15 protein-coding genes are annotated in these 20,197 nt (G+C 76.1%); 13 read left to right on the top strand and 2 right to left on the bottom strand.

What is annotated here, in order from left to right:
* Nucleotides 1-170 precede the first annotated feature (170 nt).
* Genes IW256_RS04790 through IW256_RS04735 form a run of 12 tightly spaced genes read left to right on the top strand, consistent with a single transcriptional unit; the run spans nt 171 to nt 17,396 of the window.
* Complete coding sequence (locus IW256_RS04790) at nt 171-1,943, top strand: fatty acyl-AMP ligase (RefSeq protein ID WP_197009787.1); 1,773 nt, start codon at nt 171-173, stop codon at nt 1,941-1,943.
* Nucleotides 1,940-3,829 carry an acyl-CoA dehydrogenase family protein gene (locus IW256_RS04785; protein ID WP_197009786.1) on the top strand — a complete coding sequence of 630 codons (1,890 nt, stop codon included), beginning with the start codon at nt 1,940-1,942 and terminating at the stop codon, nt 3,827-3,829. The genes IW256_RS04790 and IW256_RS04785 overlap by 4 nt, the downstream gene beginning before the upstream one ends.
* Complete coding sequence (locus IW256_RS42650) at nt 3,826-5,613, top strand: acyl-CoA dehydrogenase family protein (RefSeq protein ID WP_197009785.1); 1,788 nt, start codon at nt 3,826-3,828, stop codon at nt 5,611-5,613. The genes IW256_RS04785 and IW256_RS42650 overlap by 4 nt, the downstream gene beginning before the upstream one ends.
* Before the next feature lie 28 nt (nt 5,614-5,641).
* On the top strand, nt 5,642-5,938 hold the full coding sequence (locus IW256_RS04775) for an acyl carrier protein (RefSeq protein WP_231403662.1): 297 nt from the start codon (nt 5,642-5,644) through the stop codon (nt 5,936-5,938).
* A complete protein-coding gene (locus IW256_RS04770; protein ID WP_197009784.1) occupies nt 5,935-9,003 on the top strand; it encodes a type I polyketide synthase in 3,069 nt (1,022 codons plus the stop codon). The genes IW256_RS04775 and IW256_RS04770 overlap by 4 nt, the downstream gene beginning before the upstream one ends.
* On the top strand, nt 9,000-11,285 hold the full coding sequence (locus tag IW256_RS04765) for an SDR family NAD(P)-dependent oxidoreductase (protein WP_197009783.1): 2,286 nt from the start codon (nt 9,000-9,002) through the stop codon (nt 11,283-11,285). Before IW256_RS04770 ends, IW256_RS04765 begins: the two co-directional genes overlap by 4 nt.
* On the top strand, nt 11,282-12,346 hold the full coding sequence (locus tag IW256_RS40835) for a 3-oxoacyl-ACP synthase III family protein (protein WP_197009782.1): 1,065 nt from the start codon (nt 11,282-11,284) through the stop codon (nt 12,344-12,346). The genes IW256_RS04765 and IW256_RS40835 overlap by 4 nt, the downstream gene beginning before the upstream one ends.
* Before the next feature lie 8 nt (nt 12,347-12,354).
* Nucleotides 12,355-14,277, top strand: coding sequence for an HAD-IIIC family phosphatase (locus IW256_RS04755; protein WP_197009781.1), 1,923 nt, complete (start codon nt 12,355-12,357; stop codon nt 14,275-14,277).
* Nucleotides 14,261-14,497, top strand: a complete 237-nt coding sequence (locus IW256_RS04750; protein ID WP_197009780.1) for a hypothetical protein — start codon at nt 14,261-14,263, stop codon at nt 14,495-14,497. Before IW256_RS04755 ends, IW256_RS04750 begins: the two co-directional genes overlap by 17 nt.
* Entirely contained in the window at nt 14,494-15,213 is a 720-nt protein-coding gene (locus IW256_RS04745; protein WP_197009779.1) for a 2-oxo acid dehydrogenase subunit E2, read from the top strand. The genes IW256_RS04750 and IW256_RS04745 overlap by 4 nt, the downstream gene beginning before the upstream one ends.
* Nucleotides 15,203-16,279, top strand: a complete 1,077-nt coding sequence (locus tag IW256_RS04740) for an alpha/beta fold hydrolase (RefSeq protein WP_197009778.1) — start codon at nt 15,203-15,205, stop codon at nt 16,277-16,279. The genes IW256_RS04745 and IW256_RS04740 overlap by 11 nt, the downstream gene beginning before the upstream one ends.
* A gap of 4 nt (nt 16,280-16,283) precedes the next feature.
* Entirely contained in the window at nt 16,284-17,396 is a 1,113-nt protein-coding gene (locus IW256_RS04735; protein ID WP_197009777.1) for a CapA family protein, read from the top strand.
* Nucleotides 17,397-17,636: 240 nt separating this feature from the next.
* On the opposite strand, the gene IW256_RS04730 is transcribed toward IW256_RS04735, so the two are convergent.
* Nucleotides 17,637-18,182, bottom strand: coding sequence for a cysteine hydrolase family protein (locus tag IW256_RS04730; protein WP_197009776.1), 546 nt, complete (start codon nt 18,180-18,182; stop codon nt 17,637-17,639).
* A 99-nt stretch (nt 18,183-18,281) separates the two neighbouring features.
* Here IW256_RS04730 and IW256_RS04725 point away from each other — a divergent pair, with 99 nt between their 5' ends.
* Nucleotides 18,282-18,737 carry a YchJ family protein gene (locus IW256_RS04725; RefSeq protein WP_197009775.1) on the top strand — a complete coding sequence of 152 codons (456 nt, stop codon included), beginning with the start codon at nt 18,282-18,284 and terminating at the stop codon, nt 18,735-18,737.
* Nucleotides 18,738-19,177: 440 nt separating this feature from the next.
* On the opposite strand, the gene IW256_RS04720 is transcribed toward IW256_RS04725, so the two are convergent.
* Nucleotides 19,178-20,173 carry an SRPBCC family protein gene (locus IW256_RS04720; protein ID WP_197009774.1) on the bottom strand — a complete coding sequence of 332 codons (996 nt, stop codon included), beginning with the start codon at nt 20,171-20,173 and terminating at the stop codon, nt 19,178-19,180.
* Nucleotides 20,174-20,197 lie beyond the last annotated feature (24 nt).

The raw sequence follows: 20,197 nt of genomic DNA, 5'->3' as shown, positions 1-20,197 counted from the left end.
TGGTGAATTCAATGTCAAAATAGAACGGCGGGCCCGGAAATTCCATGGCAATGATCTGCGGCCGCCGGGAGGGTTTCCAGCGTTCTTGTCAGCCTCTTGCTATTGAGCGGCCGAACGGCGCTGCCTAACGTCGGCGGCATAGCGCGTGCAGTCGAGAGCCGGAGCCACCGATGCCGCAGAACTTCGTCGAGATCCTCCGCGAGCGCCGGGCCGACCGCGGGGACCGGGAGGCGCTGGTCTTCGTGGACGACCCGCGGGCGGGAGCACGGGAGTCGGTCACCTACGCCGAGCTGGACCGGGACGCCCGCCGGGTCGCCGCCCGCCTCGCCGGCCACGCGGCGCCCGACGACCGGGCGCTGCTGCTCCACCCGTCCGGGCCCGGGTTCGCACGCGCCTTCTTCGGCTGCCTGTACGCGGGGGTGATCCCGGTCCCGGCGCCGCCGCCCGAGGGGACCTCGCAGCAGTCCAGGCGGGTGGCCGGCATCGTCCGGAACGCCGGCGTCGCGGTCGTGCTCGCCGACGGCGACGACCTGCCGCGGCTGCGGGCGGACCTGGCGCCGGGCCTCGGCCCGGACGCCCGGTGGCTGGACACCGCCACCGGTGACGCCGACGAGGCGGTGGCCGAGGACGCCGTCGCCGCCCCGCCGCCGGACGCGCCCGCGTTCCTGCAGTACACCTCGGGGTCCACCAGCGACCCGAAGGGCGTGATCGTCTCTCACGCCAACCTGCTGCACAACGCCGCGGCGGTCGAGCGCCACATCGGCCTGGACGGCGACGGGCGGATCGGCGGCTGGCTTCCCTGGCATCACGACATGGGGCTGATCGGGCTGTTCCTCCAGTCCGTGTACCAGGGGCTGACCTGCGTGGTCATGGCACCGATCACCTTCCTGAAGCGTCCGCACCGCTGGCTGGAGACGATCGACCTGCTGGGGGTGAACGCGACGGCGATGCCCGACTTCGCCTACGACCTGTGCGTGCGCCGGGTGACCGGCGAGCAGCTGGCGGGGCTGGACCTGTCGCGCTGGCGGGTGGCGCTGGACGGGTCCGAACCGGTCCGCGCGGGCACGCTCCGGGCGTTCGCCGAGCGTTTCGGGAGCGCGGGCTTCCAAGCGCGGGCGCTGTCGCCCTGCTACGGCCTCGCCGAGGCCACCCTGTTCGTCAGCGGGGACCCCCGGCATCGCGAGCCCACCGTGCTGAGGGTGGACCCGCGGACGCTGGAAGCCGGGCGGGTACGGCCCGCGGCGCCGCGGGCCGCCGCCCGCACGCTGGTGAGCTGCGGCCCGGCCGCCCCGTCCGGCCTGCGGATCGTCGATCCGGAGACCGGTGCGGAGCTGCCGGACGGGCACGTCGGCGAGATCTGGGTCCGGGGCGGGGCCGTGGCGCTCGGCTACTGGAACCGGCCCGCGCTCACCGGGCGCGTCTTCGGGGCCACCGCCGCCGACGGCGAGGGCGGCTTCCTGCGCACCGGCGACCTGGGCGCCCGGCTGGACGGCGAGCTGTACGTGACCGGCCGGCTCAAGGACGTGATCGTGGTGCGCGGCCGGAACCTGTACCCGCAGGACATCGAGGCGGAGACGGCGGGCGTCCACCCCGCGCTCACCGGGACCGCGGCGGCGTTCGCCGTCGCCACGCCACGCGGGGACGCCATCGGCGTGGCGGCCGAGATCAGGCCGCGGCGGCTGCGCGGGACCCCGCTCGCCGAGGTCGAGTCGGCGATCCGCCGGCACCTGGGGCGGGAGTTCGCGACGGCGGTCGCGGTGGTCGTCCTGGTCAAGCCGGGCACGCTCGCGCGCACCACCAGCGGCAAGATCCAGCGGCACCTGGCGCGCGCCGCGCACCTGGAGGGCACCCTGGAACGGGCTGAGGACGCCGCAACCGCCCCCGCCACCGCCCCTGCCACGGACCCCGCCGCGGACCCGGTGGCCGAGGGAGCGGCACGATGACCGCGCCCGCCGGAGAGGCCGGCCCGGCAGAGAAGGCCGGACCGGCGGACAAGTCGAGACCGGCGGAGAAGCCCGGGCGGGCCGGGGAGTCCCCGGAACGGCCGGCGGCGCCGCGCGTCACCTACCCGCCGTACGAGCGGACGGCCTGGCTGCGCCGTCTCCTCGGCGACCCGGACGCTCCGGGCGGCCCGTTCACCCGCGCGGCCGTGGCCGGGCTGGACGCGCGGGAGGAGTTCCCCGGCGAGGCGTGCCGGGCGCTGGACGCCGCGGGCCTGCCCCGCTTCTATGTGCCGCACGCCCTCGGGGGCGCGCTGGAGAGCTACGAGGACGTGCTCCAGCTCGTGCGGCTTCTCGCGGAACGCGACCTCACCGTGGCCATCGCGCACGGCAAGACCTATCTCGGCGCCGTCACGTCCTGGATCGCGGCCGGGCCCGCCCAGGCCCGGTGGCTGGCCGGGGAGGTGATCGGCGGCACGGTGGTGTGCTGGGCCCTCACCGAACGCGATCACGGCAGCGACCTGCTGGCCGGTGAGGTCACCGCGACCGCCGACGGCCCGGGCTACCGGCTGGACGGGGAGAAGTGGCTGATCAATAACGCCGGCCGGGCCGGGATCGCGTGCGTGCTCGCCCGGACCGCGCCCGGCGGCGGGCCGCGCGGCTTCAGCCTGCTGGCCGTGGACCTGCGGCGGCTGCCGCCGGGAACGGTGCGCCGCCTGCCCAAGGTCCGCACGCACGGCATCCGCGGGGCCGACATCAGCGGCATCGCGTTCGACGGCGCCCCGGTCCCGGCCTCGACGCTGGTCGGGGCGCCGGGGGCCGGGCTGGAGATCGTCCTGAAGGCGCTGCAGCTCACCCGGACCATGTGCGCCGCGCTGTCGCTGGGCGCGGGCTCGGCCGCGCTGCGGCTCACCGCGGGGTACGCCGCCCGGCGGAGGCGGTACGGCCGCCCGGTCGCCGCGCTGCCGCTGACCCGGCGCACGCTCGGCCGGGCCGCGGCCGACCTGCTGCTCGCCGAGGCGGTGGGGCTCGTCGCGAGCCGGAGCGCGCACGCGCTGCCGGGCGAGCTGCCGGTGAGCTCGGCCGTCGCCAAGTACCTCGTCCCGACCACGGTCGAGGGCGTGCTCGCCCGGCTCGGGGAGGTGCTGGGCGCCCGCGCGTTCCTGACCGGCGGCACCGGGGACGGCCCCGGCGACGGCGCGTTCCAGAAGATCGAGCGCGACCACCGCATCGTCGCGCTGTTCGACGGCAACACGACGGTCAACCTGCAGACGCTCATCGCCCACTTCCCGGTGCTGGCGGCGGGTCACCGGAGGGGACGGGCCGATCGCCGCGGCCTGGCCGGCGCGCTCGCCCTGCGGCACCCGCCGACCCCGTTCGATCCGGCGGCGCTGCGCCTCACCGCGGGGTCCGGCTGCAGCCTGGTGCAGAGCCTCCCGGTCGCGGTGGCGGAGATCCGCGCGCTGGGCTCGGCGGGACGGGTCCCGCAGGAGACGGTGGTGCTGGCCGGCCTGCTGGGCGCGGAGGCCGCCCGCCTGCACGAGGAGATGGCCGCCCACCGGCCGACCGCCCGCGACGTTCCACCCGAGGCGTTCCTGCTGGCCCGCCGGTACGCCTCGCTGTACGCCGCCTGCGCGTGCCTGTGGCTGTGGCTGGACAACCGGGACTGGGCGGCGGAGGGCGACACGGCGGACCTGTGGGCCGACGCGCTCTGGCTGCGCGCCTGCCTGCTGCGGGCGCTGCCCGGGCACGCGTTACGCGGCCTGGCGGACGGTGACGGCGGCGGTGGCGGCGGCGAGGTGTTCGACCGGCTGCTCGCCGTGCTGGACGTGCCGGGCGGGCTGCGCACGTCCCTGATCCCGGGCGTGGCCGGGGACGGTGCCCGGTGAGCGCCGCGAACCCGCCCGCGCCCGGCGTCCCGTCCGGCGTCCCGTCCCGCGTCCCGTCCCGCGTCCCGTCCGGCGTGCCGTCCGGGGTCCCGTCTGCACTGGAGCGAGGGTTCGGCGACCCGTGGGACCCGGGCAACCCGCTGGGGTTCGCCGCCGTCGTCGCCGCCGACGAGCGGGCCGAGCCACTCCCGGGCGGTGAGGAGCTCCTGGACGCGCACCGGCTCAACCACGAGTTCGTGCCCGCCGAGCTGGGCGGGCGCCTGACCGATCTCGGTGAGATGGCGGTGCGGCTGCGGACGGTGTTCCGGCGGGACGGGGCGCTGGGACTCGGGTACGGGGTGACCTCGCTGATGGCCGCCGTGAACGTGTGGGTGGCGGGCGATCCGGGACAGCGCCGCCGCCTGGCCGGGCTGCTGCTCAGGGGCGGCCGGGCCGCGGTGTGCTTCCACGAGCTGGACAGCGGCAACGACCTCGCCGGGCAGCGTTTCCGCGTGACCGGCGGCGAGCCGGCGCGGCTGCGCGGCGCCAAGGAAGTGATCAACAACGCGGGCCGGGCCGAGGCCCTGGTCCTGTTCGCCCGGACCTCGCCCGCGGCGGGCAGCCGCAGCCACTCCCTCCTCCTGCTGGAACGGGCCGACCTGCGCGGTGTCCGCGAACTGCCCCGCTACGGCACGGTCGGGATGCGAGGCTGCCACCTCGGCGGGCTGGTCTTCGACGGCTGCGCGGTCCCGCCCGGCAGCCTGGTCGGCCCGCCCGGCGGCGGGATGGAGACGGCGCTGCGCGCGTTCCAACTCACCCGCGCCGCGCTGCCCTCCATGGCCGTGGGGACGCTCGACACGCAGCTGCGCACCACGCTGCGGTTCGCCCTCGGACGGCGGCTGTACCGCAGGCGGGTCGCCGACCTGCCGCAGGTCAGGGAGGTGCTCGCGGCGGCCTTCGCCGACCTGCTGGCCTGCGACGCGCTGGCCACCTGCGCCTGCCGCGCGCCGCACGTCCTCCCCGAGCAGGCGGGCGTGGCCGCGGCGGCGGCCAAGTACCTGGTGCCCCGGCTGCTGGCCGAGGCGGCCGACTCCCTCGCCCGCGTCCTGGGCGCCCGGTTCTACCTGCGCGAGGGCGAGCACGCGATCTTCCAGAAGCATCTGCGCGACCTGCCCGCCCTGGGGCTGGGGCACGCCGGCCCCGCCGCCTGCCTGTCGGCGATCGTCCCGCAGCTGCCCGCCCTGGCGCGCGGCGCGCGGGAGTCCGAGTCGGCGGGGGACGACCGGGCGGCGCCCGCGGCCCTGTTCCGCTTCGGGGAGCCGCCGCCCCCGCTGCGCCCCGGCCGCCTGGCGCTGACCTCACGGGGCGCGGACGGCCTGCACGCCGCGCTCCTCCCCGGACTGGCGGAGCTGACCCGCACCGGATCGTCCGGCGAGGAGGTGCCCGCCCTCGTGAACCGCCTCCGTTCCGCACGCCGGGACCTCCTCGGCCGGTGCGGGCGGCTACCGCCGCGCGAGCGCACCCCGCTGGCCGGGGACGTGGGCTTCGGCCTGGCGGAGCGCTACGCCCTGCTGCTGGCGGCGTCGGCCTGCGTGAACATCTGGCGGTACGGACGCGCCGGCGCGGACCCGTTCCTGCGGGACCCCGCGTGGGCCGCCGCCGCGCTGCACCGGATCGCGGGCCGCCTGGAGGGCGCCCCCGCGGTCCTGCCCGCCCCGTTGCGCGAGCGGCTGTTCGCCGAGCTGGTCGCCCGCCACGAGACCCCGCGGAGCCTGGACCTGGCCGACCGGCCCGTGGCCGGTTGAGACGCGTCGGACGAGACAGGGAGACCCCATGGACCCCATGCCCGCAGCCCGCCCGCAGCCCGGCGCACGGCCCGGCCCGGTGTCCCGGGAGGAGCTGGGCGCGTGGCTGACCGAACTGGTCGCCGCGTACGCCGAGCTGCCGCCGGGACGGATCGACCCGGGCCGGCCGCTGGCCGACTACGGGCTGGACTCGGTGTACGCGCTGGCGGTGTGCTCCGACATCGAGGACCGGTTCGGGCTGGCCGTGGAGCCCACCCTGGCCTGGGACCACCCGACCGTGGAGGCGATCGCCCGCCACCTGTACGCGGAGCTCGCCCGGTCATGACCCCGATCGCGATCACCGGGATCGACTGCAGGCTGCCCGGCGCCGACGGCCCGGACGCCCTGTGGGAGATGCTCGTGCGCGGCCGGGACGCGATCGGCCCCGTCCCCGCGTCCCGGTGGGCGGGCGGCCCGCCGGCCGGCGTCCCGTCCCGGGGCGGGTTCGTGGACGATCTCGACGCCTTCGACCACGCGTTCTTCGGGATCGCGCCCGCCGAGGCGGCGGCGATGGACCCGCAGCAGCGGATGGCGGCGCAGTGCGCCTGGCGGGCGCTGGAGGACGGGGGCGTCCGCCCGCCGGACCTGGCCGGCGGGCGGACCGGGGTGTTCCTCGGCGTGATGGGCGGCGAGTGGACCTGGCGGCTGGCCGACCCGCGGGCGGTGACCCCGGCGCTGGGCACCGGCGCCGGCCACGGCATGATCGCCGGCCGGCTGTCGTACCTGCTGGACCTGCGCGGCCCCAGCATGGCGGTCGACACGGCGTGCTCGTCCTCCCTGGTGGCCGTCCACCTCGCGTGCACCTCCCTCGCGCTCGGCGAATGCGACCTCGCGATCGCGGGCGGCGTCAACGCGATCCTGACCCCGGCGCTGCACGTCTTCTACGCGCGGGCGGGGCTCGCGGCGCCGGACGGGCGCTGCAAGCCGTTCAGCGCCGGGGCCGACGGGATCGGGCGCGGCGAGGGCGTCGCCATGGTGGTGCTGCGCCGCCTGGACGACGCGCTCGCCGCGGGCGCGCCGGTGTACGCGGTCATCCGCGGCGGCGCGGTCGGCCAGGACGGCCGGAGCAACGGGCTGACCGCGCCCAGCAGGGGGGCCCAGCGGGAGGTGATCGCGGCGGCCTGCGATCGGGCCGGGGTGCGTCCCGCGGACGTGGGCGTGGTGGAGGCGCACGGCACCGGGACGGTGCTCGGGGACATGATCGAGGCGTCCGCCCTCGGTGACCTGCGCGCGGGCTCCCGGGACCGGCCGTGCCTGATCGGGTCGGTGAAGGGCAACATCGGGCACTGCGAGGGGGCCGCCGGGGCGGCGGGGCTGGTCAAGCTGGCGCTGTCGCTGCACCACCGGCTGCTGCCGCCGAGCCCGCACGCCCGAACGGAGAACGGCGCGCTGCGGCTCGCGAGCCGGGGCCTGCGGCTTGCCAAGGCGCCGGTGAGGCTGGGCCCGGACGCGCTGGTCGGCGGGGTGAGCGCGTTCGGGCTGGGCGGCACCAACGCCCATCTCGTCCTGGAGGCGGCGCCGCGGCGGGAACGGCCCCGCCCGCGTCCCCGCCCGGGCGGGCAGGGCACCCCCGGGCGGGGCGGGGTGTTCACGCTGTCGGCCGACGGTCCCGAGGGGCTCCGCCGGAACCTGGCGGCGCAGCACCGGCGGCTCGCCCGGTACGAGGACGGCGATCCCGCCGCGCTCTGCCGCGCCTCCAACCGGGTGAAGACGGGCCTGGCGCACCGGTTCGCCGCCCCCGTCACCGATCACCGGGAGCTGCTGGCCGTGCTGGCGTCGGCGGCGGACGGCACGGGCCCGCTCACCGGCGCGGCGAGCTTCGGCGCCCCGGGCGGGGCGGGCCGCGCGGAACCCGCGATCGGCCTGGTCCTGCCGGGGCAGGGCGCCCAGTACCCCGGCATGACCGCGGCGCTCTACCGCACGTCGGCGCGGTACCGGGCGCACCTGGACGCGGCCGACGAGGCGCTGCGCCCCCACGTGGGGCTGTCGGTGCGCGACCTGATCCTGGACGGCGACGGGCGGATCCACCGGACCGCGTACGCACAGCCGGGGCTGTTCGCCGTGGAGTACGCGCTCGGCCGCACGCTGATGGACCTCGGCCCGGAACCGGCGTTCCTGCTGGGGCACAGCGTCGGGGAGTTCGCGGCGGCCTGCCTGGCCGGCGCCCTGTCGCTGCCCGGCGCGGCCCGGCTGGTCGGCGCCCGCGGCAGGATCATGGAGGAGCTTCCCCGGGACGGGGCGATGCTCGGCCTGCGCTGGTCCCGTTCCCGCGCCGCCGCGTTCCTCGACGGCTTCGACGGCGCGGAAGGCCCGCGGGGCTCGGGGGCCGCGGGGGTCTCAAGGGCTTCGGGGGGCGAGGCGGCGGTGTGCGTCGCCGCCGTCAACGGGCCGCGCGACGTGGTGCTCGCCGGGGAGCGGCGCGTCCTGGACCGCCTGCGCGCGATGCTGCCCGCCCGGGACGTCCTTCCCCTGGACACGGTCGCGCACGCGTTCCACTCGCCGCTCATGCGGCCCGCCGCCGAACGGTTCGCGGAGGTCGCCCGTACGGTCGGCCACGCCCCGCCCGCGATCCCGGTCTTCTCCACGGTCCTGGGCGGCCCGCTGGGTGAGGTCCCCCTGGACGCCGGATACTGGACCGGGCAGATCACCGCGCCCGTGCTGTTCGGGCCGGCGATCGCCACCGCGCTGGCGACCGGCCCCACGCACGTGGTGGAGGCCGGGCCGCGCCCCACGCTGACCACGCTGATCCGGCGGATGGGCCGGGACCGCGCCCCCGTCCTGCTGAACGCCTGCGCGGGCCCGGGCGGCACCGCGGGCGGCACCGCGGGCGGCATCGTCTGCGACGACCTGCTGGAGGTCGCGGCGGCCCTGTACCGGGCGGGCGCCGACCCGGACTGGGACGTCCTCCACCCCGACGACCCGCCGCCCCCGTACAGGCTGGCGCCGTACGAGTTCTCCACCGAGCATCGCTTCTCCACCCAGGTCGGGACGGTGCTGGACCGTCCGCGGGAGCGACCGGACCCGCCGCCGGAGAGCGGGCCGGCCCCCGCACCGGCCCCGATCCGGGCCGCCGAGGCCGCCTGCGCGGACGATCCGCACGCCGCGGCCGTGCGCGCCGCGCTGGCGGCGGTCTGCGGGCACTCCCCCGACCGGATCGCGGCGGCGGCGAGCCTGCACGCCGACCTGGGCCTGGACTCGGTGATGTTCCAGCAGCTCGCCCGCGAACTGGAGGAACGCCTGCCCGGGCGTCCCGCGGTCCCGGTCCGGGCGCTGCTGGCCGGCGGGGACACCGTGGCCGGCCTGACGGCCCATCTCCGCACCCGGCCCGCGACGATGAGGGAGGCGACATGACCCCGACGGCCGATCCGCCCCGCGGCACCACCGAGACCCGCACCGCCGACGTCTGCGTCGTCGGTGCCGGTCCGGGCGGCCTGGCCCTGGCACTGGAGCTGGCGCGGCGCGGCGTGAGCGTCATCGTGGTGGAGCGGACCGCGCGGTTCGAGCGTTCGTTCCGCGGCGAGTCGATCTCACCGGACTCGGTCTGGCTGCTGGACCGGCTGGGCGTGCTCGGCACGATCCGCGACCGGATCCCGATCCGGCCGACCCGCCGGTTCGAGATCGTGGACGGCGGCGACCGGGTCCTCAGCGTCGACTTCGCCCGCCTCGCGGCGCGGTTCGCGAGCCGGCACCGGTTCCCGGTCGAGCTGCCGCAGCCCGTCCTGCTGAACGCGCTCGCCGACGCCGCCACCGCCCGCCCCGGCTGCGTCCTGCTGCGCCGCACCACGGCCGCCGAGCTGCTCCAGCGGGACGGCCGGATCGCCGGGGTGCGCTGCCAGGGACCGGACGGCACCGTGGAGGTGCGGGCGGCGCTGACCGTGGGCGCCGACGGCCGCTACAGCCGGATCCGCACGCTGGCGGGGCTCAGCGGCCGGAAGGTGCCGCTCGACCGGGACGTGCTGTGGTGCAGACTGCCGCTGCCGCCCGGCTGGGACCCCCACACCGTGCGGGTACGGATCCGCGGCGACGAGCACGCCCTGCTGCTGCCGACCCACCCGGACATGATCCGGGTCGGGCTGAACATTCCCAAGGGCGGCTACCGGACGATCCGGGCGGAGGGCATCGAGGCCGTGCGGTCCCGGCTCGCCGCGCTGGCGCCGGAGCTGGCCGGGGACCTGGAGGAGCGGCTGACCGACTGGTCCCAGGTCGGCCTGCTGGACATCTTCACCACGATCGTGCCCACCTGGCACCGTCCCGGGCTCGTCCTGATCGGCGACGCGGCGCACACCCTGTCGCCGGTGCTGGGGCAGGGCGTCAACCACGCGATCATCGACGCGGTCACGCTCGCCCCGCTGGTCGCCCGGGCACTGGACGGCCCTCCCGGCGCGGCGGGCACGGCGGCCCGGCTCACCGCGGCGTCCGAACGCTTCCAGCGGCTCCGGGAACCGGCCGTCCGCCGGGCCCGGCGGCTGCAGATGCGGCAGGAACGGGCCTTCGCGCTCGGCGGTCCCGCGCTGGTCCGGGCCCGGCGCGGCCTCTACCGCCTCATCGACCGCACCCCGCCGCTCAAGCGCCGGATCTGGCAGGGCACCTACTACACCCTCCGGCAGACCGGCGGGCCACCGGACGCATCACCGGACAGGTCACCGAACGCATCACCGAAAGCAGCGCGGCGGGCCGGCGGCCCGCCGGGGAAGGACGGCACCATGCCGCACTCGATCGACGGCCGCCGGGTTCTCCTCACCGGCGCGTCCAGCGGGATCGGCCGGGCACTGGCCCGCGCGCTGGCCGCCAGGGGCGCCGTCCTGGCACTGGCCGCGCGCAGCGAGGAGCCGCTGTCGCGCCTCGCCGACGAGGTGGAACGGGCGGGCGGGCGGCGCCCGGCCGTCCTGGTGACCGACCTGTCGGTCCGCGGCGCCGCCGAGGACCTGGCCCGGCGGGCGCGGGAGGCGCTCGGCGGCGTGGACGTCCTGATCAACAACGCCGGGGTCGGGGTCAGCGGCTACCAGTGGGCGGTCGGGGACCGGGACGAGGGCCGCGAGGTCTTCGAGACCAACTTCTGGAGCCCGCTGGCGCTCGTCCGGGCGCTGCTCCCGGAGATGCGGCGGCGCGGCGACGGCACCGTGGTCATGGTCACCTCGATGATGCAGTACCGCAGCTGGCCCGGGCTCGGCCACTACTCCGCGTCCAAGGCGGCGCTGGCCCTGGCCACCGAGACCCTGAGGCTCGAACTGGCCGACTGCGGCGTGCGCGTCCTGGAGGTGACGCCGGGACCGGTGGACACCCCGATCCTGGCGGAGGTGCGGCACGCGCCCGGATCGGAGTACGTCCTGAAGAACCTGCCCGTGGTGCGCGCCGAGGACGTCGCCGCCGCCACCGTCCGGGCGCTGGAACGCGGCCGGGCCCGGCTGGTCTACCCGCGCAAGCTGACCGTGGCCGTCTACCTGCCCGCCCTGGTCAGGGCCAAGGCGCTGCGGCTGGTACGGAGAGCGGGCGCCGGGATCGACCGGACCGACGAGCGCGTGCTGCGGTCCGGTTCGGCGGGCGACCCGGTGGCGCGGGCGGCCCGCGAAGCGTGGGCACGCGAGCACCCGCCCGCCTCCGCCGTGCCGGCGCGGCGGAAGGACCCCGCGTGACCGCGCCGGTCCCGGGCGTCCTCGCGCCGGTCCCCGGCATCCTCGCGGCGGCGTCCGCGCTGCCCGGCGACCCGGTCGACAACGCGGCGCTGGCCGCGCGGTTCGGGCTCGACGCCGCGTGGATCGAGACGTTCGTCGGCACCCGCACCCGGTATTTCGCCGCCGACCTGGCCACCGGTGAGCGCACCCACACCCTGGCCGACCTCTGCGCCGAGGCCGCCCGGCGGGCGCTGGACGGGGCCGGGACAGGGGCCGCCGACATCGACTTCGTCGTCCTGGCCACGGCCACGCCGGACCGGTTGATGCCCGCGACGGTCAACATCGTCGCCGAACGGCTCGGCGTCGACCGGGTGCCGACCTACCAGCTGCAGTCCGGCTGCGCGGGGGCTGTCCAGGCGTTCGACGTCGCCCGCATGCTGCTGAAGGAGCCGTCGCACCGGACCGGGCTGGTCCTGGGCGGCGACGTGTGCGTGAAGCACCTGCCCCTGCACCGGGACGTGCGCGGGCTCCCGCCGCGCGAGCTGGTCAACCTCATGGTCTTCGCCGACGGCGCGGGCGCGGCCGTGCTGACGTCCGCGCGGGCCGCGGGCCGGCTCGCCGTGCCGAAGGTCCTCAACCAGCTCACCGGCCTCGGCCGGCGGCCCGGCCAGACCATCGAGTGGTACGGCGCGGCCGACCTGGACGGCGCGGACCGCGACGGTCCGCCCGTGCCCGCCTCCGAGGACTACAAGGCCATCGAGAGCGAGGTCCCCGACCTCGCGGTGGAGCTGATGTGGGACCTGCTGAGCGAGCTGGGCTGGGCGGCCGAGGACGTCGGCCACCTGCTGCCGCCGCAGCTGTCGGGCCGCATGACCGGCGCCATCACGGCCCGGCTGCGCGACGACGTCAAGGCGGCCCGGGAGATCAGCTGCGTCGCCCGGACCGGCAACAACGGCAACGCCCTGCCGTTCCTGCAGCTGGAGCGGCTGCTGGAGGAGATCGCCCAGGGCGGGCGCGCGCTGTGCCTGACCGTGGAGTCCAGCAAGTGGATCAAGGGCGGGCTCGCCCTGGAGCGGGAGTGAGGCCCGCGATGGAACGCCCGGACGACGACGCCCGCCAGGTGGTCGAGGAACTCGACCGGCTGGCGGGGGACGGCGGGCTGGCGGGCGCCTACGACCGGCTGCCCGCCCTGCTGGCCGGGCTGCCCGCCGAGCACGCCGCCGCGGCCGGGCACCGGCTGGCCGGGGTGGACCCCGCCGAGGTCGCCGCGGCGCATCCGCGGATCCCGCGGGTCCGGGTGACGGTCACCGGGAACTTCACCCTGACCCCGCTGGCCGCGCCGCTGACCGCCGAGATCGCCCGGCACGGGCTGCTCCCCGACGTCGCCGTCCGCCCGTACGGCCGGTACGTGACCGACCTGTCCGACCCGGACGGCGGCCTGTACGCGCGGGACGCCGAGGTGACGCTGTGCGTCCTGGACGGGCACGCGGTCGTCGACGAGCTGCCCCTGCCCTGGGACGCCGCCGACCTCGAACGGGCCCTGGCGGCGAAGCTGGAGCAGCTCCGCGGCCTGGTGGCCGCTTACCGCGCCCACGGCCGCGGCACGCTCGTGCTCAACACGCTGCCGCTGCTGCGACGGTTCACGCACCAGCTGATCGACCACCGGTCGCGGGCCCGCGCCGGCGCGGCGTGGCGCTCGTTCAACGCCGCCCTCCTCGAACTGGGCGCCGGCCGGCCCGGCGTCCTGGTGGTGGACACCGATCCGCTCGTGGCCGAGACGGGGCCCGCGCTGGACGCGCGGCTGAGCGCGTACGCCGGGGCGCACTTCTCGGCGGGCCTGCTCGCCGCGTACTGCCGCGAGGTCGGGCACCTGATCCGGGGGCTGCGCGGCCGGGCGAGGAAATGCCTGGTCCTGGACCTGGACGGGACGCTGTGGGGCGGGGTCCTCGCCGACGACGGGCCGGCCGGCGTGGTGGTCGGCGGCCCCTCCCGCGGCGCCGCGTACCGCTCCTTCCAGCGCGTCGTCCGGCAGCTCGGCGCGCAGGGCGTGCTGCTCGCGGTGAGCAGCAAGAACGACCCGGAGGAGGTGGCGCGGGCGCTCCGCGAGCATCCGGACATGGTCGTGCGCGAGCGCGACTTCGTCGCGGTGGAGGCGTCCGGGCGGCCCAAGCCCGAGGCCCTCGCGGACATCGCCGACCGCCTCGGCCTGGGGCCGGAGGGCCTGGTCTTCGTCGACGACCACCCCTCCGAATGCGGGATGGCGCGGGCGCTGCTGCCCTCGGTCGCCGTCGTCCCCGTCCCCGGCGACCCCGCGCTGCACGTCGAACGGCTCCTGGCCGGCGACTGGTTCGCGGTGCCGCACACCACCGCGGAGGACGCGGCCCGCACCGGCCGGTACCGGACGGAGGAGCGCCGCCGCGCGCTGCGGGCGTCCCTGCCCTCCGCGGGCGAGTACCGGGAGGCGCTGGCGAGCCGGGCCGAGCTGTTCCGCGCGGGCTCCGCCGACCACGCCAGGATCGCGCAGCTGACACTGCGGACCAACCGGTTCAACCTGACCACGGCGCGGATGACCGAGGCGGAGGTCCGCGCGTTCGCGGAGCGGCCGGGCACGCTCGTCCTCGCCGCGCGGGCGGCGGACCGGTTCGGGGACCACGGCCTGGTCGGGTGCGCCTTCGCGCGGCGGGACGGGGGCACGCTGGAGATCGTCAACCTGCTGCTGAGCTGCCGGGTGTTCTCCCGCGGCATCGAGACGGCGTGCCTGGCCGCGCTGCTGGCGCACGCCCGCGGCACGGGGCTGGCCGCCGTCCGCGGCAGGTACCGGCCGAGCCCGCGCAACGCGCCGGTCCGCGACTTCTACCCGCGGCACGGCTTCACGCCCGCCGGGCTCGACGGGGACACCGAGCTCTACCGCCACGACCTCACCGGCCCTCTGCCCGAGGCGGAGCACCTCAGCGTGACCGTGGAACTCGACAAGGAATGCGAAAGGAGGGGCGCGCGTGCACCGGTTCGATGACTTCCCCGCGTTCGTTCGGTACGAGGTCGGCCTCCCGGTCGGCGCCGGGGACCTGGACCTGGAGCTGGACCGGCTCCCGGGCTGGGACTCGCTGTACCTGCTGCGGCTGCTGCTCGGCGCCGAGGCCGCCACCGGACGCCGGCTCGACCTGGCCGACCTGCTGGAGGCCCGGACGCTGCGCGAGGTGCGCGCCCTGCTGGAGGCGGGGGACGCGCCGTGAGCACGGCGGTGCCGGAGCGCCGGCACACCCACGTCTTCCTCGCCCACAACCGCCGGGCCCATCCCTGCCACATCGACACCGAGGTGGACATGACCGGGGTCGTCCGGGACCGGGCCGCCGGCGGGGCGTCGTTCGTCAGCTACGTGATCCTGGCGGCCGGCCGGGTCATGGCCCGCCGGCCCGACGCCAACGTGGTCGTCCGCGGCCGGATCGCCCCGCGGGTCACGCCGCGGGCGGGCGTCGACGTGAAGCTGGCCGTCGACACGGCGCTGCGCGGACGGCGGATCGTGGCGACCACGGTGATCCGCGACGCGCACCTGGCCGATCTCGCCGGGATCCAGAAGGAGGTGGCCCGCCTGCGCGACCTGGACGTCGCCACGGCCCCCGAGTACGCCGGCGTGCGGCTGCTGCACCGGCTCCCCGTGCCGCTCGGCCGGCTCCTGTTCGGCGCCGCCGCCCGCCGCGGGCGGCTGGGCACGGTGGCGGTGTCCTCGCTGGGGCACCGCCCGGTGAACGCGTTCTTCGCCTGCGGCGGCCCCCCGGTGACCCTCGGCGTGGGCCGGGTCCGCGACATCCCCGCGGTCCGGGACGGGCGGGTCGCCGTCGTGCCGGGGATGCGGCTCTCCCTCACCTTCGACCACCGGGTCATCGACGGCGCCGAGGCCGCGGACATCCTGGCCGACCTGAAACGGGAGCTCGAGGCCGATGCGTTCTGACGAGCTGCGGGAGCTGAGCGAGCTGGTCGTCCTGCACGCCCGCGCCACCGGCATGTCCCCGCGGCACTGCCGGCGGGTGCTGTCGCGCGTCGGCCCGGACTCGTGGGCGGAGGTGTGGAGCGCCGAGGCCCGGCGGCACGAGGCCCGAGGCGCCCACCTCGCCGCCTGCCGCCACTACAACCTCGCCAGGTTCCCGTTCGTGGACGGCCCGGAACGGGAGAAGGCCGCGGCGGCCTCCGTGGACGCCTTCGACCGCTGGCGGCGTGCCCGCGGGGGCATCGACCGCCTGGAGTTCGACATCGGGGGCCGGGTGGTCTGCTGGGTGAGCGCCCCGGATCCCCGGCCGCGCCCGCTGCTGATCGTGACGGGCGGGATCGTCAGCGCCAAGGAGCAGTGGGCGCCGATCCTGGCCCGCGCCCGGGCGCTCGGCGCGACGATCGCCGTCACCGAGATGCCGGGCGTCGGGGAGAACGCCCTCCGCTACGACGCGGCGAGCCCGCGCCTGTTCACCGAGCTGATCGACCGCCTCTCCACCCGGGCGGACGCCGCGCGCACCCACCTGGTGGCGCTGAGCTTCAGCGGCCACCTGGCGATCCGCGCGGCCCTGGACGACGCCCGCGTCCGCGCGATCACCACGGTCGGGGCGCCGATCCGCCACACGTTCGCGCCGGACCACTGGCCCCGCCTGCCCCGTACGACCGTCCGCACGCTCGCGCACCTGACCGGGCTGCCCGAGGAGAGGCTGGCGGCGGCCGTCCAGGACTGGGCCCTCACCCCCGGGGAGCTGGACCGGCTCGGCATCCCCCTCTACTACGCCGCCGCCCGCCACGACGAGATCATCCCGGCCGCCCGGGAGACCGCCCTGCTCGCCCGCCATGTCCGCGGTCTCCGCCTGATCGAGTTCGACGACGTCCACGGCGCCCCGGACCACCTGCCCCTGACCCGCCTCTGGACCGTCCTGTCGACCTGGCACTCCCGTCCGGGCCCGCGCCGCCGGCCGGCCCGCGCCCTCCTCCCCCTCCTGGAACACCGCCACCGCCCGGCGCCCCCGGGCGGCCTACGATGAAGGCATGGGCGGCGACCAGGTGACGCTGCTTCTCTGCGGTGACGTCATGCTCGGGCGCGGGGTGGACCAGATCCTGCCCCACCCGGGAGATCCGGAGCTGCGCGAGTCCTACATCCGGGACGCGCGGGACTACGTCACGCTGGCCGAGGAGGAGAACGGCGACATCCCGCGTCCGGCCGGTTTCGGCTGGCCCTGGGGGGAGGCCCTGGCCGCGATGGACGAGGCCGCGCCCGCCGTGCGGATCCTGAACCTGGAGACCAGCGTCACCCGCAGTTCGGACTTCGCCCCCGGGAAGTCCGTCCACTACCGGATGAACCCCGGCAACCTTCCCTGCCTGGCCGCGGCCCGGCCCGACGTGTGCGCGCTGGCGAACAACCATGTCCTGGACTTCGGCCGGGGCGGTCTCGCCGAGACGCTCGACGCCCTGGACGCCGCCGGGCTGCCGCGTGCGGGCGCCGGCCGGGACCTGGACGAGGCGCTGCGCCCCGCGTCCGCCGCCGTCGAGGGCGGTGGCCGGGTCCTCGTCCTCTCCCTGGGATCGCTCTCCAGCGGCGTCCCCGCGACGTGGGCGGCGACCCCGGACCGCTCCGGCATCGCCTACCTGGCGGACCCGGACGAAGCGGACGCGGCCGAGGTCCTCGAACGGGTACGGCAGGTGAAACGGCCCGGCGACATCGTGGTCGTCTCCGTCCACTGGGGCTCCAACTGGGGGTACGACGTCCCCCGGCGCCAGACCCGCTTCGCGCACGCGCTGCTCGACGGCGGGGCCGACGTCGTCCACGGCCACTCCTCGCACCACCCCCGCCCGCTGGAGGTCCACCACGGCAAGCTGGTCCTGTACGGCTGCGGCGACCTGGTCAACGACTACGAGGGGATCCCGGGGTACGAGGCGTACCGGGACGACCTGCGGCTCCTCTACCGCGCCTCGATCCGCCGCGACACCGGCACCCTGGCCGGACTGCGCATGACGCCGTTGCGGGCCCGCCGGCTGCGGCTGTGGCGGGCCTCCGCCGACGAGGCGGGCTGGCTGCGCGGCGTCCTCGACCGGGCCTCGTCGGGGTTCGGCACCCGGATCGGCCTGGAACCCGGCGGCCCCCTCACCCTCTCCCTGGCGTGAGCGGGACCTTCGACTCCCTACATTGAGGACTAAAGCCCCTATTTCCCCCCAGATGGCTCCGGGGAGGCTGAAAGTGGGCCTGCGGGACGAGCGAGGGAGCTCGATCCGGAAGGAACCTCCAGAGATGGAGGGGAACTCCGGAAGGGCTGAGAGGCCGGAAAGCCGAGAGGCCGGAAGGCGACCCCTAGCCACCTGATCCGGACAATGCCGGCGCAGGGAGAGCGCCTCGCAGGTCTTCTCTCATGCCCGGGTGAGGCAGTCGGCGGAGGCGACGACCTCCGCCCGCATGTTGCGCTCCATCATCCGGAGCGCTGCCCGCCCCAGCTCGGGATCGATGTGGGCCACCCCGTCGCGGGGCACCTTGATCGAGAAGTGCCGTACGTACGCGTCCAGCGCGCTGTAGAGCACGCACTGCTCGGTCACCTGGCCCGTGAGGATCACCTGCTCCACCTTCTCCCGCGAGAGCAGGTACTCCAGCGCGGTGCCGTAGAAGGCACTGTGCCTGACCTTGGACAGGAACGCGCAGTCGGTCTCCGGCACGAGGGGTTCCACCAGGTCGGGCCGCCGGCCGCGGAGCGCCCGGTCGACGATGTCGGCCGGGGAGGCGGAGAAGTCCCCCTGGTTGTCGTTGACGTACAGCAGCCGCACGTCGTCGCGCCCGCGGGCCCGGCCGACCAGGTCCCGCAACGGCTCGACCACCTTCTCGACGCTTGCGGCCAGCAGATCGGCGTCCTCGTGGTCGTACGGGTTCATCATGTCGATCACGACCAGCGCAACGGTGCTCACCTTCCGCCCCTGCCCGTGCGGCCGTCGTCTACTCACCCTCAGCGCACGGGAGCGGACCCGGGAGGCGGGGGCGTGGGGGTGTGCCAGCAGAATGGGGACATGTCCAAGCGTCGTACCCGGTCCCGCCAGGCTCCCGCCCCCTCCACGGCCCCCTGCCCGTGCGGGCTGCCCGCACCTCTCCAGGACTGCTGCGGACGGCTTCATCGCGGCGAGGTCCAGGCCCGGACGGCCGAGCAGCTCATGCGCTCCAGGTTCAGCGCCTTCGCCGTCGAGGACCGCGGCTACCTTCTCCGGACGTGGCACCCCGCCGCCCGGCCCGACCGGCTGGACTTCGAGCCGGGGCTGCGGTGGCGGCGCCTGGAGATCCTGGCGACCACCGAGGGCAGCCCGTTCCACACGGAGGGGACCGTGGAGTTCCGCGCCCACTACACTCAGGCCGGCCGGCCGGGCAAGCTGCACGAGGTCAGCCGCTTCGTGCGGCACGAGGGCGCCTGGGTCTACCACAGCGGCCAGGGAGCCCGGACGCCCTCGGGCCCTGTGGGGCCGGTGAGCTGACGCCCGGTTCGGCATCGATCGTTCTGCAGGCGTCGCTCGTATCGACGAGCTGTTCCTCACCGCGCTCACCCGGATCGGCTACGAGGACGCGTACCACCTCTGGCCGGAGGGGGCCCGGGACCGGTTCCGCTCGCTGGTTCTGGCCGCCACCCGCGAGGAACCGGAGCGGACGGCCCGGTTCCTGCGCTGGCTCCGCACCGAGACGCGGGGTCCGGAGCCCATAGGGCTCTCCCCTTGCGGGTATCGGGCGGCACCGGCCCCTCCCCCCGATCCCGACCGGCTGGTGTTCCGGGGACTGACGGACTCCGCGTACCCGGTCATCCCGTGGATCGAGGGGGCCCGGCGCGGCACCTGGCCCTTCTGAGCCGGGCCGTCGCCGGGCCGCCGCGTACGGTGCCCTCAGGTCAGGCGGCACCGTACGCGGACGGGATCGGCGTCGGTCAGCGGGCGGCCTCCTCGTAGACCGCCTCGTCCTCCACCTCGTCCTCGGCGTGGTCGTCGGCCCGGTCCTTCTCCTCGGCCAGGGCGTCGTCGTGGGTCCTGACGACCTCGCTGTCACGGATCTCGCCGCGCCAGCCCTCCACCTCGTCGGGGTTCAGGAGCGAATGGGTCATCACGTGGCGCCGGAAGTGCTTGAGCTCCAGCCGGGCCCGGCGCCCCTGGGCGCGCCACAGGTTCCCGGTCCGCTCGAACAGCCCCTGCGGGTGGTACTCCAGCACCAGCAGGACGCGGGTGAGGTTCGGCGCGAGCTTGTGGAAGCTCACCGTCCCGTCCACGTGGCCCTTGGCGCCCGTGGACCGCCACGAGATGTGGCGGTCGGGGACCTGCTCCACGATCGTGGACTCCCACGTCCGGCTGGACCAGAAGATCTTGGCCTTCCAGTTGAGCTTCTCGTCGGAGACCTGGTCGACGCTCACGACCTTCTTCATGAAGCTCGGGTAGTCCTGGAACAGGGTCCACTGGTCGTACACCAGGCGGCGCGGCGCACCGATGTCCAGGTGCTCCTCGATGTTGGTCACCTTGACCTTGTTGCCGGAGCCGCCGCCGCCCTTCTTGCCGAGCGCGTCCTTGATGCCTCCGAAGATGCCCTTGCCGCCGCCGTCCTGGGACTCGCCGTCCCCGGCGGCACGCTCGTCGCCCTCGTCGGACTCGGTGTCGCCTGCGTCCTCCGCGTTCTCCGCGTTCCCGGAGGGGTTCTGCTCGCCGTCACCTTCCTGCGGCCGGCCGTTGCCGATGCGCCGCGTGGCCTGGGCGGCCACCGCCGCGGCGCCGAGCCCCAGCAGGACGCCGCCGGCCGTACCGGCGGTCTTGCCGGCGGGCAGCGGGAGTTTGCCGATGGGCAGCTTGTTCAGGGGTGACGCCTTCTTGCGTCCCCCGGGGATCCGCTTGGTGATCTGGTCGGTGGGAAGCCTGCCTGCCAAGGCTCCTAGTTTCATGGGGGTTCCTCCAATGGTGTGTGG

This window comes from Actinomadura viridis, from assembly GCF_015751755.1.
Lineage (GTDB): Bacteria > Actinomycetota > Actinomycetes > Streptosporangiales > Streptosporangiaceae > Spirillospora > Spirillospora viridis.
Note: the sequence above shows the minus strand (reverse complement) of the source record. Positions and strands in the feature narration are given on the sequence as shown.

What these genes read in the sequence shown, in the direction of transcription:
- IW256_RS04740 (WP_197009778.1), top strand. Translation starts at nt 15,203, where the DNA reads ATGCGTTCTGACGAGCTGCGGGAGCTGAGCGAGCTGGTCGTCCTGCAC.
- IW256_RS04720 (WP_197009774.1), bottom strand. Translation starts at nt 20,173, where the DNA reads ATGAAACTAGGAGCCTTGGCAGGCAGGCTTCCCACCGACCAGATCACC.
- IW256_RS04755 (WP_197009781.1), top strand. Translation starts at nt 12,355, where the DNA reads ATGGAACGCCCGGACGACGACGCCCGCCAGGTGGTCGAGGAACTCGAC.
- IW256_RS04775 (WP_231403662.1), top strand. Translation starts at nt 5,642, where the DNA reads ATGGACCCCATGCCCGCAGCCCGCCCGCAGCCCGGCGCACGGCCCGGC.
- IW256_RS04770 (WP_197009784.1), top strand. Translation starts at nt 5,935, where the DNA reads ATGACCCCGATCGCGATCACCGGGATCGACTGCAGGCTGCCCGGCGCC.
- IW256_RS04735 (WP_197009777.1), top strand. Translation starts at nt 16,284, where the DNA reads ATGGGCGGCGACCAGGTGACGCTGCTTCTCTGCGGTGACGTCATGCTC.
- IW256_RS04790 (WP_197009787.1), top strand. Translation starts at nt 171, where the DNA reads ATGCCGCAGAACTTCGTCGAGATCCTCCGCGAGCGCCGGGCCGACCGC.
- IW256_RS04725 (WP_197009775.1), top strand. Translation starts at nt 18,282, where the DNA reads ATGTCCAAGCGTCGTACCCGGTCCCGCCAGGCTCCCGCCCCCTCCACG.
- IW256_RS04765 (WP_197009783.1), top strand. Translation starts at nt 9,000, where the DNA reads ATGACCCCGACGGCCGATCCGCCCCGCGGCACCACCGAGACCCGCACC.
- IW256_RS04785 (WP_197009786.1), top strand. Translation starts at nt 1,940, where the DNA reads ATGACCGCGCCCGCCGGAGAGGCCGGCCCGGCAGAGAAGGCCGGACCG.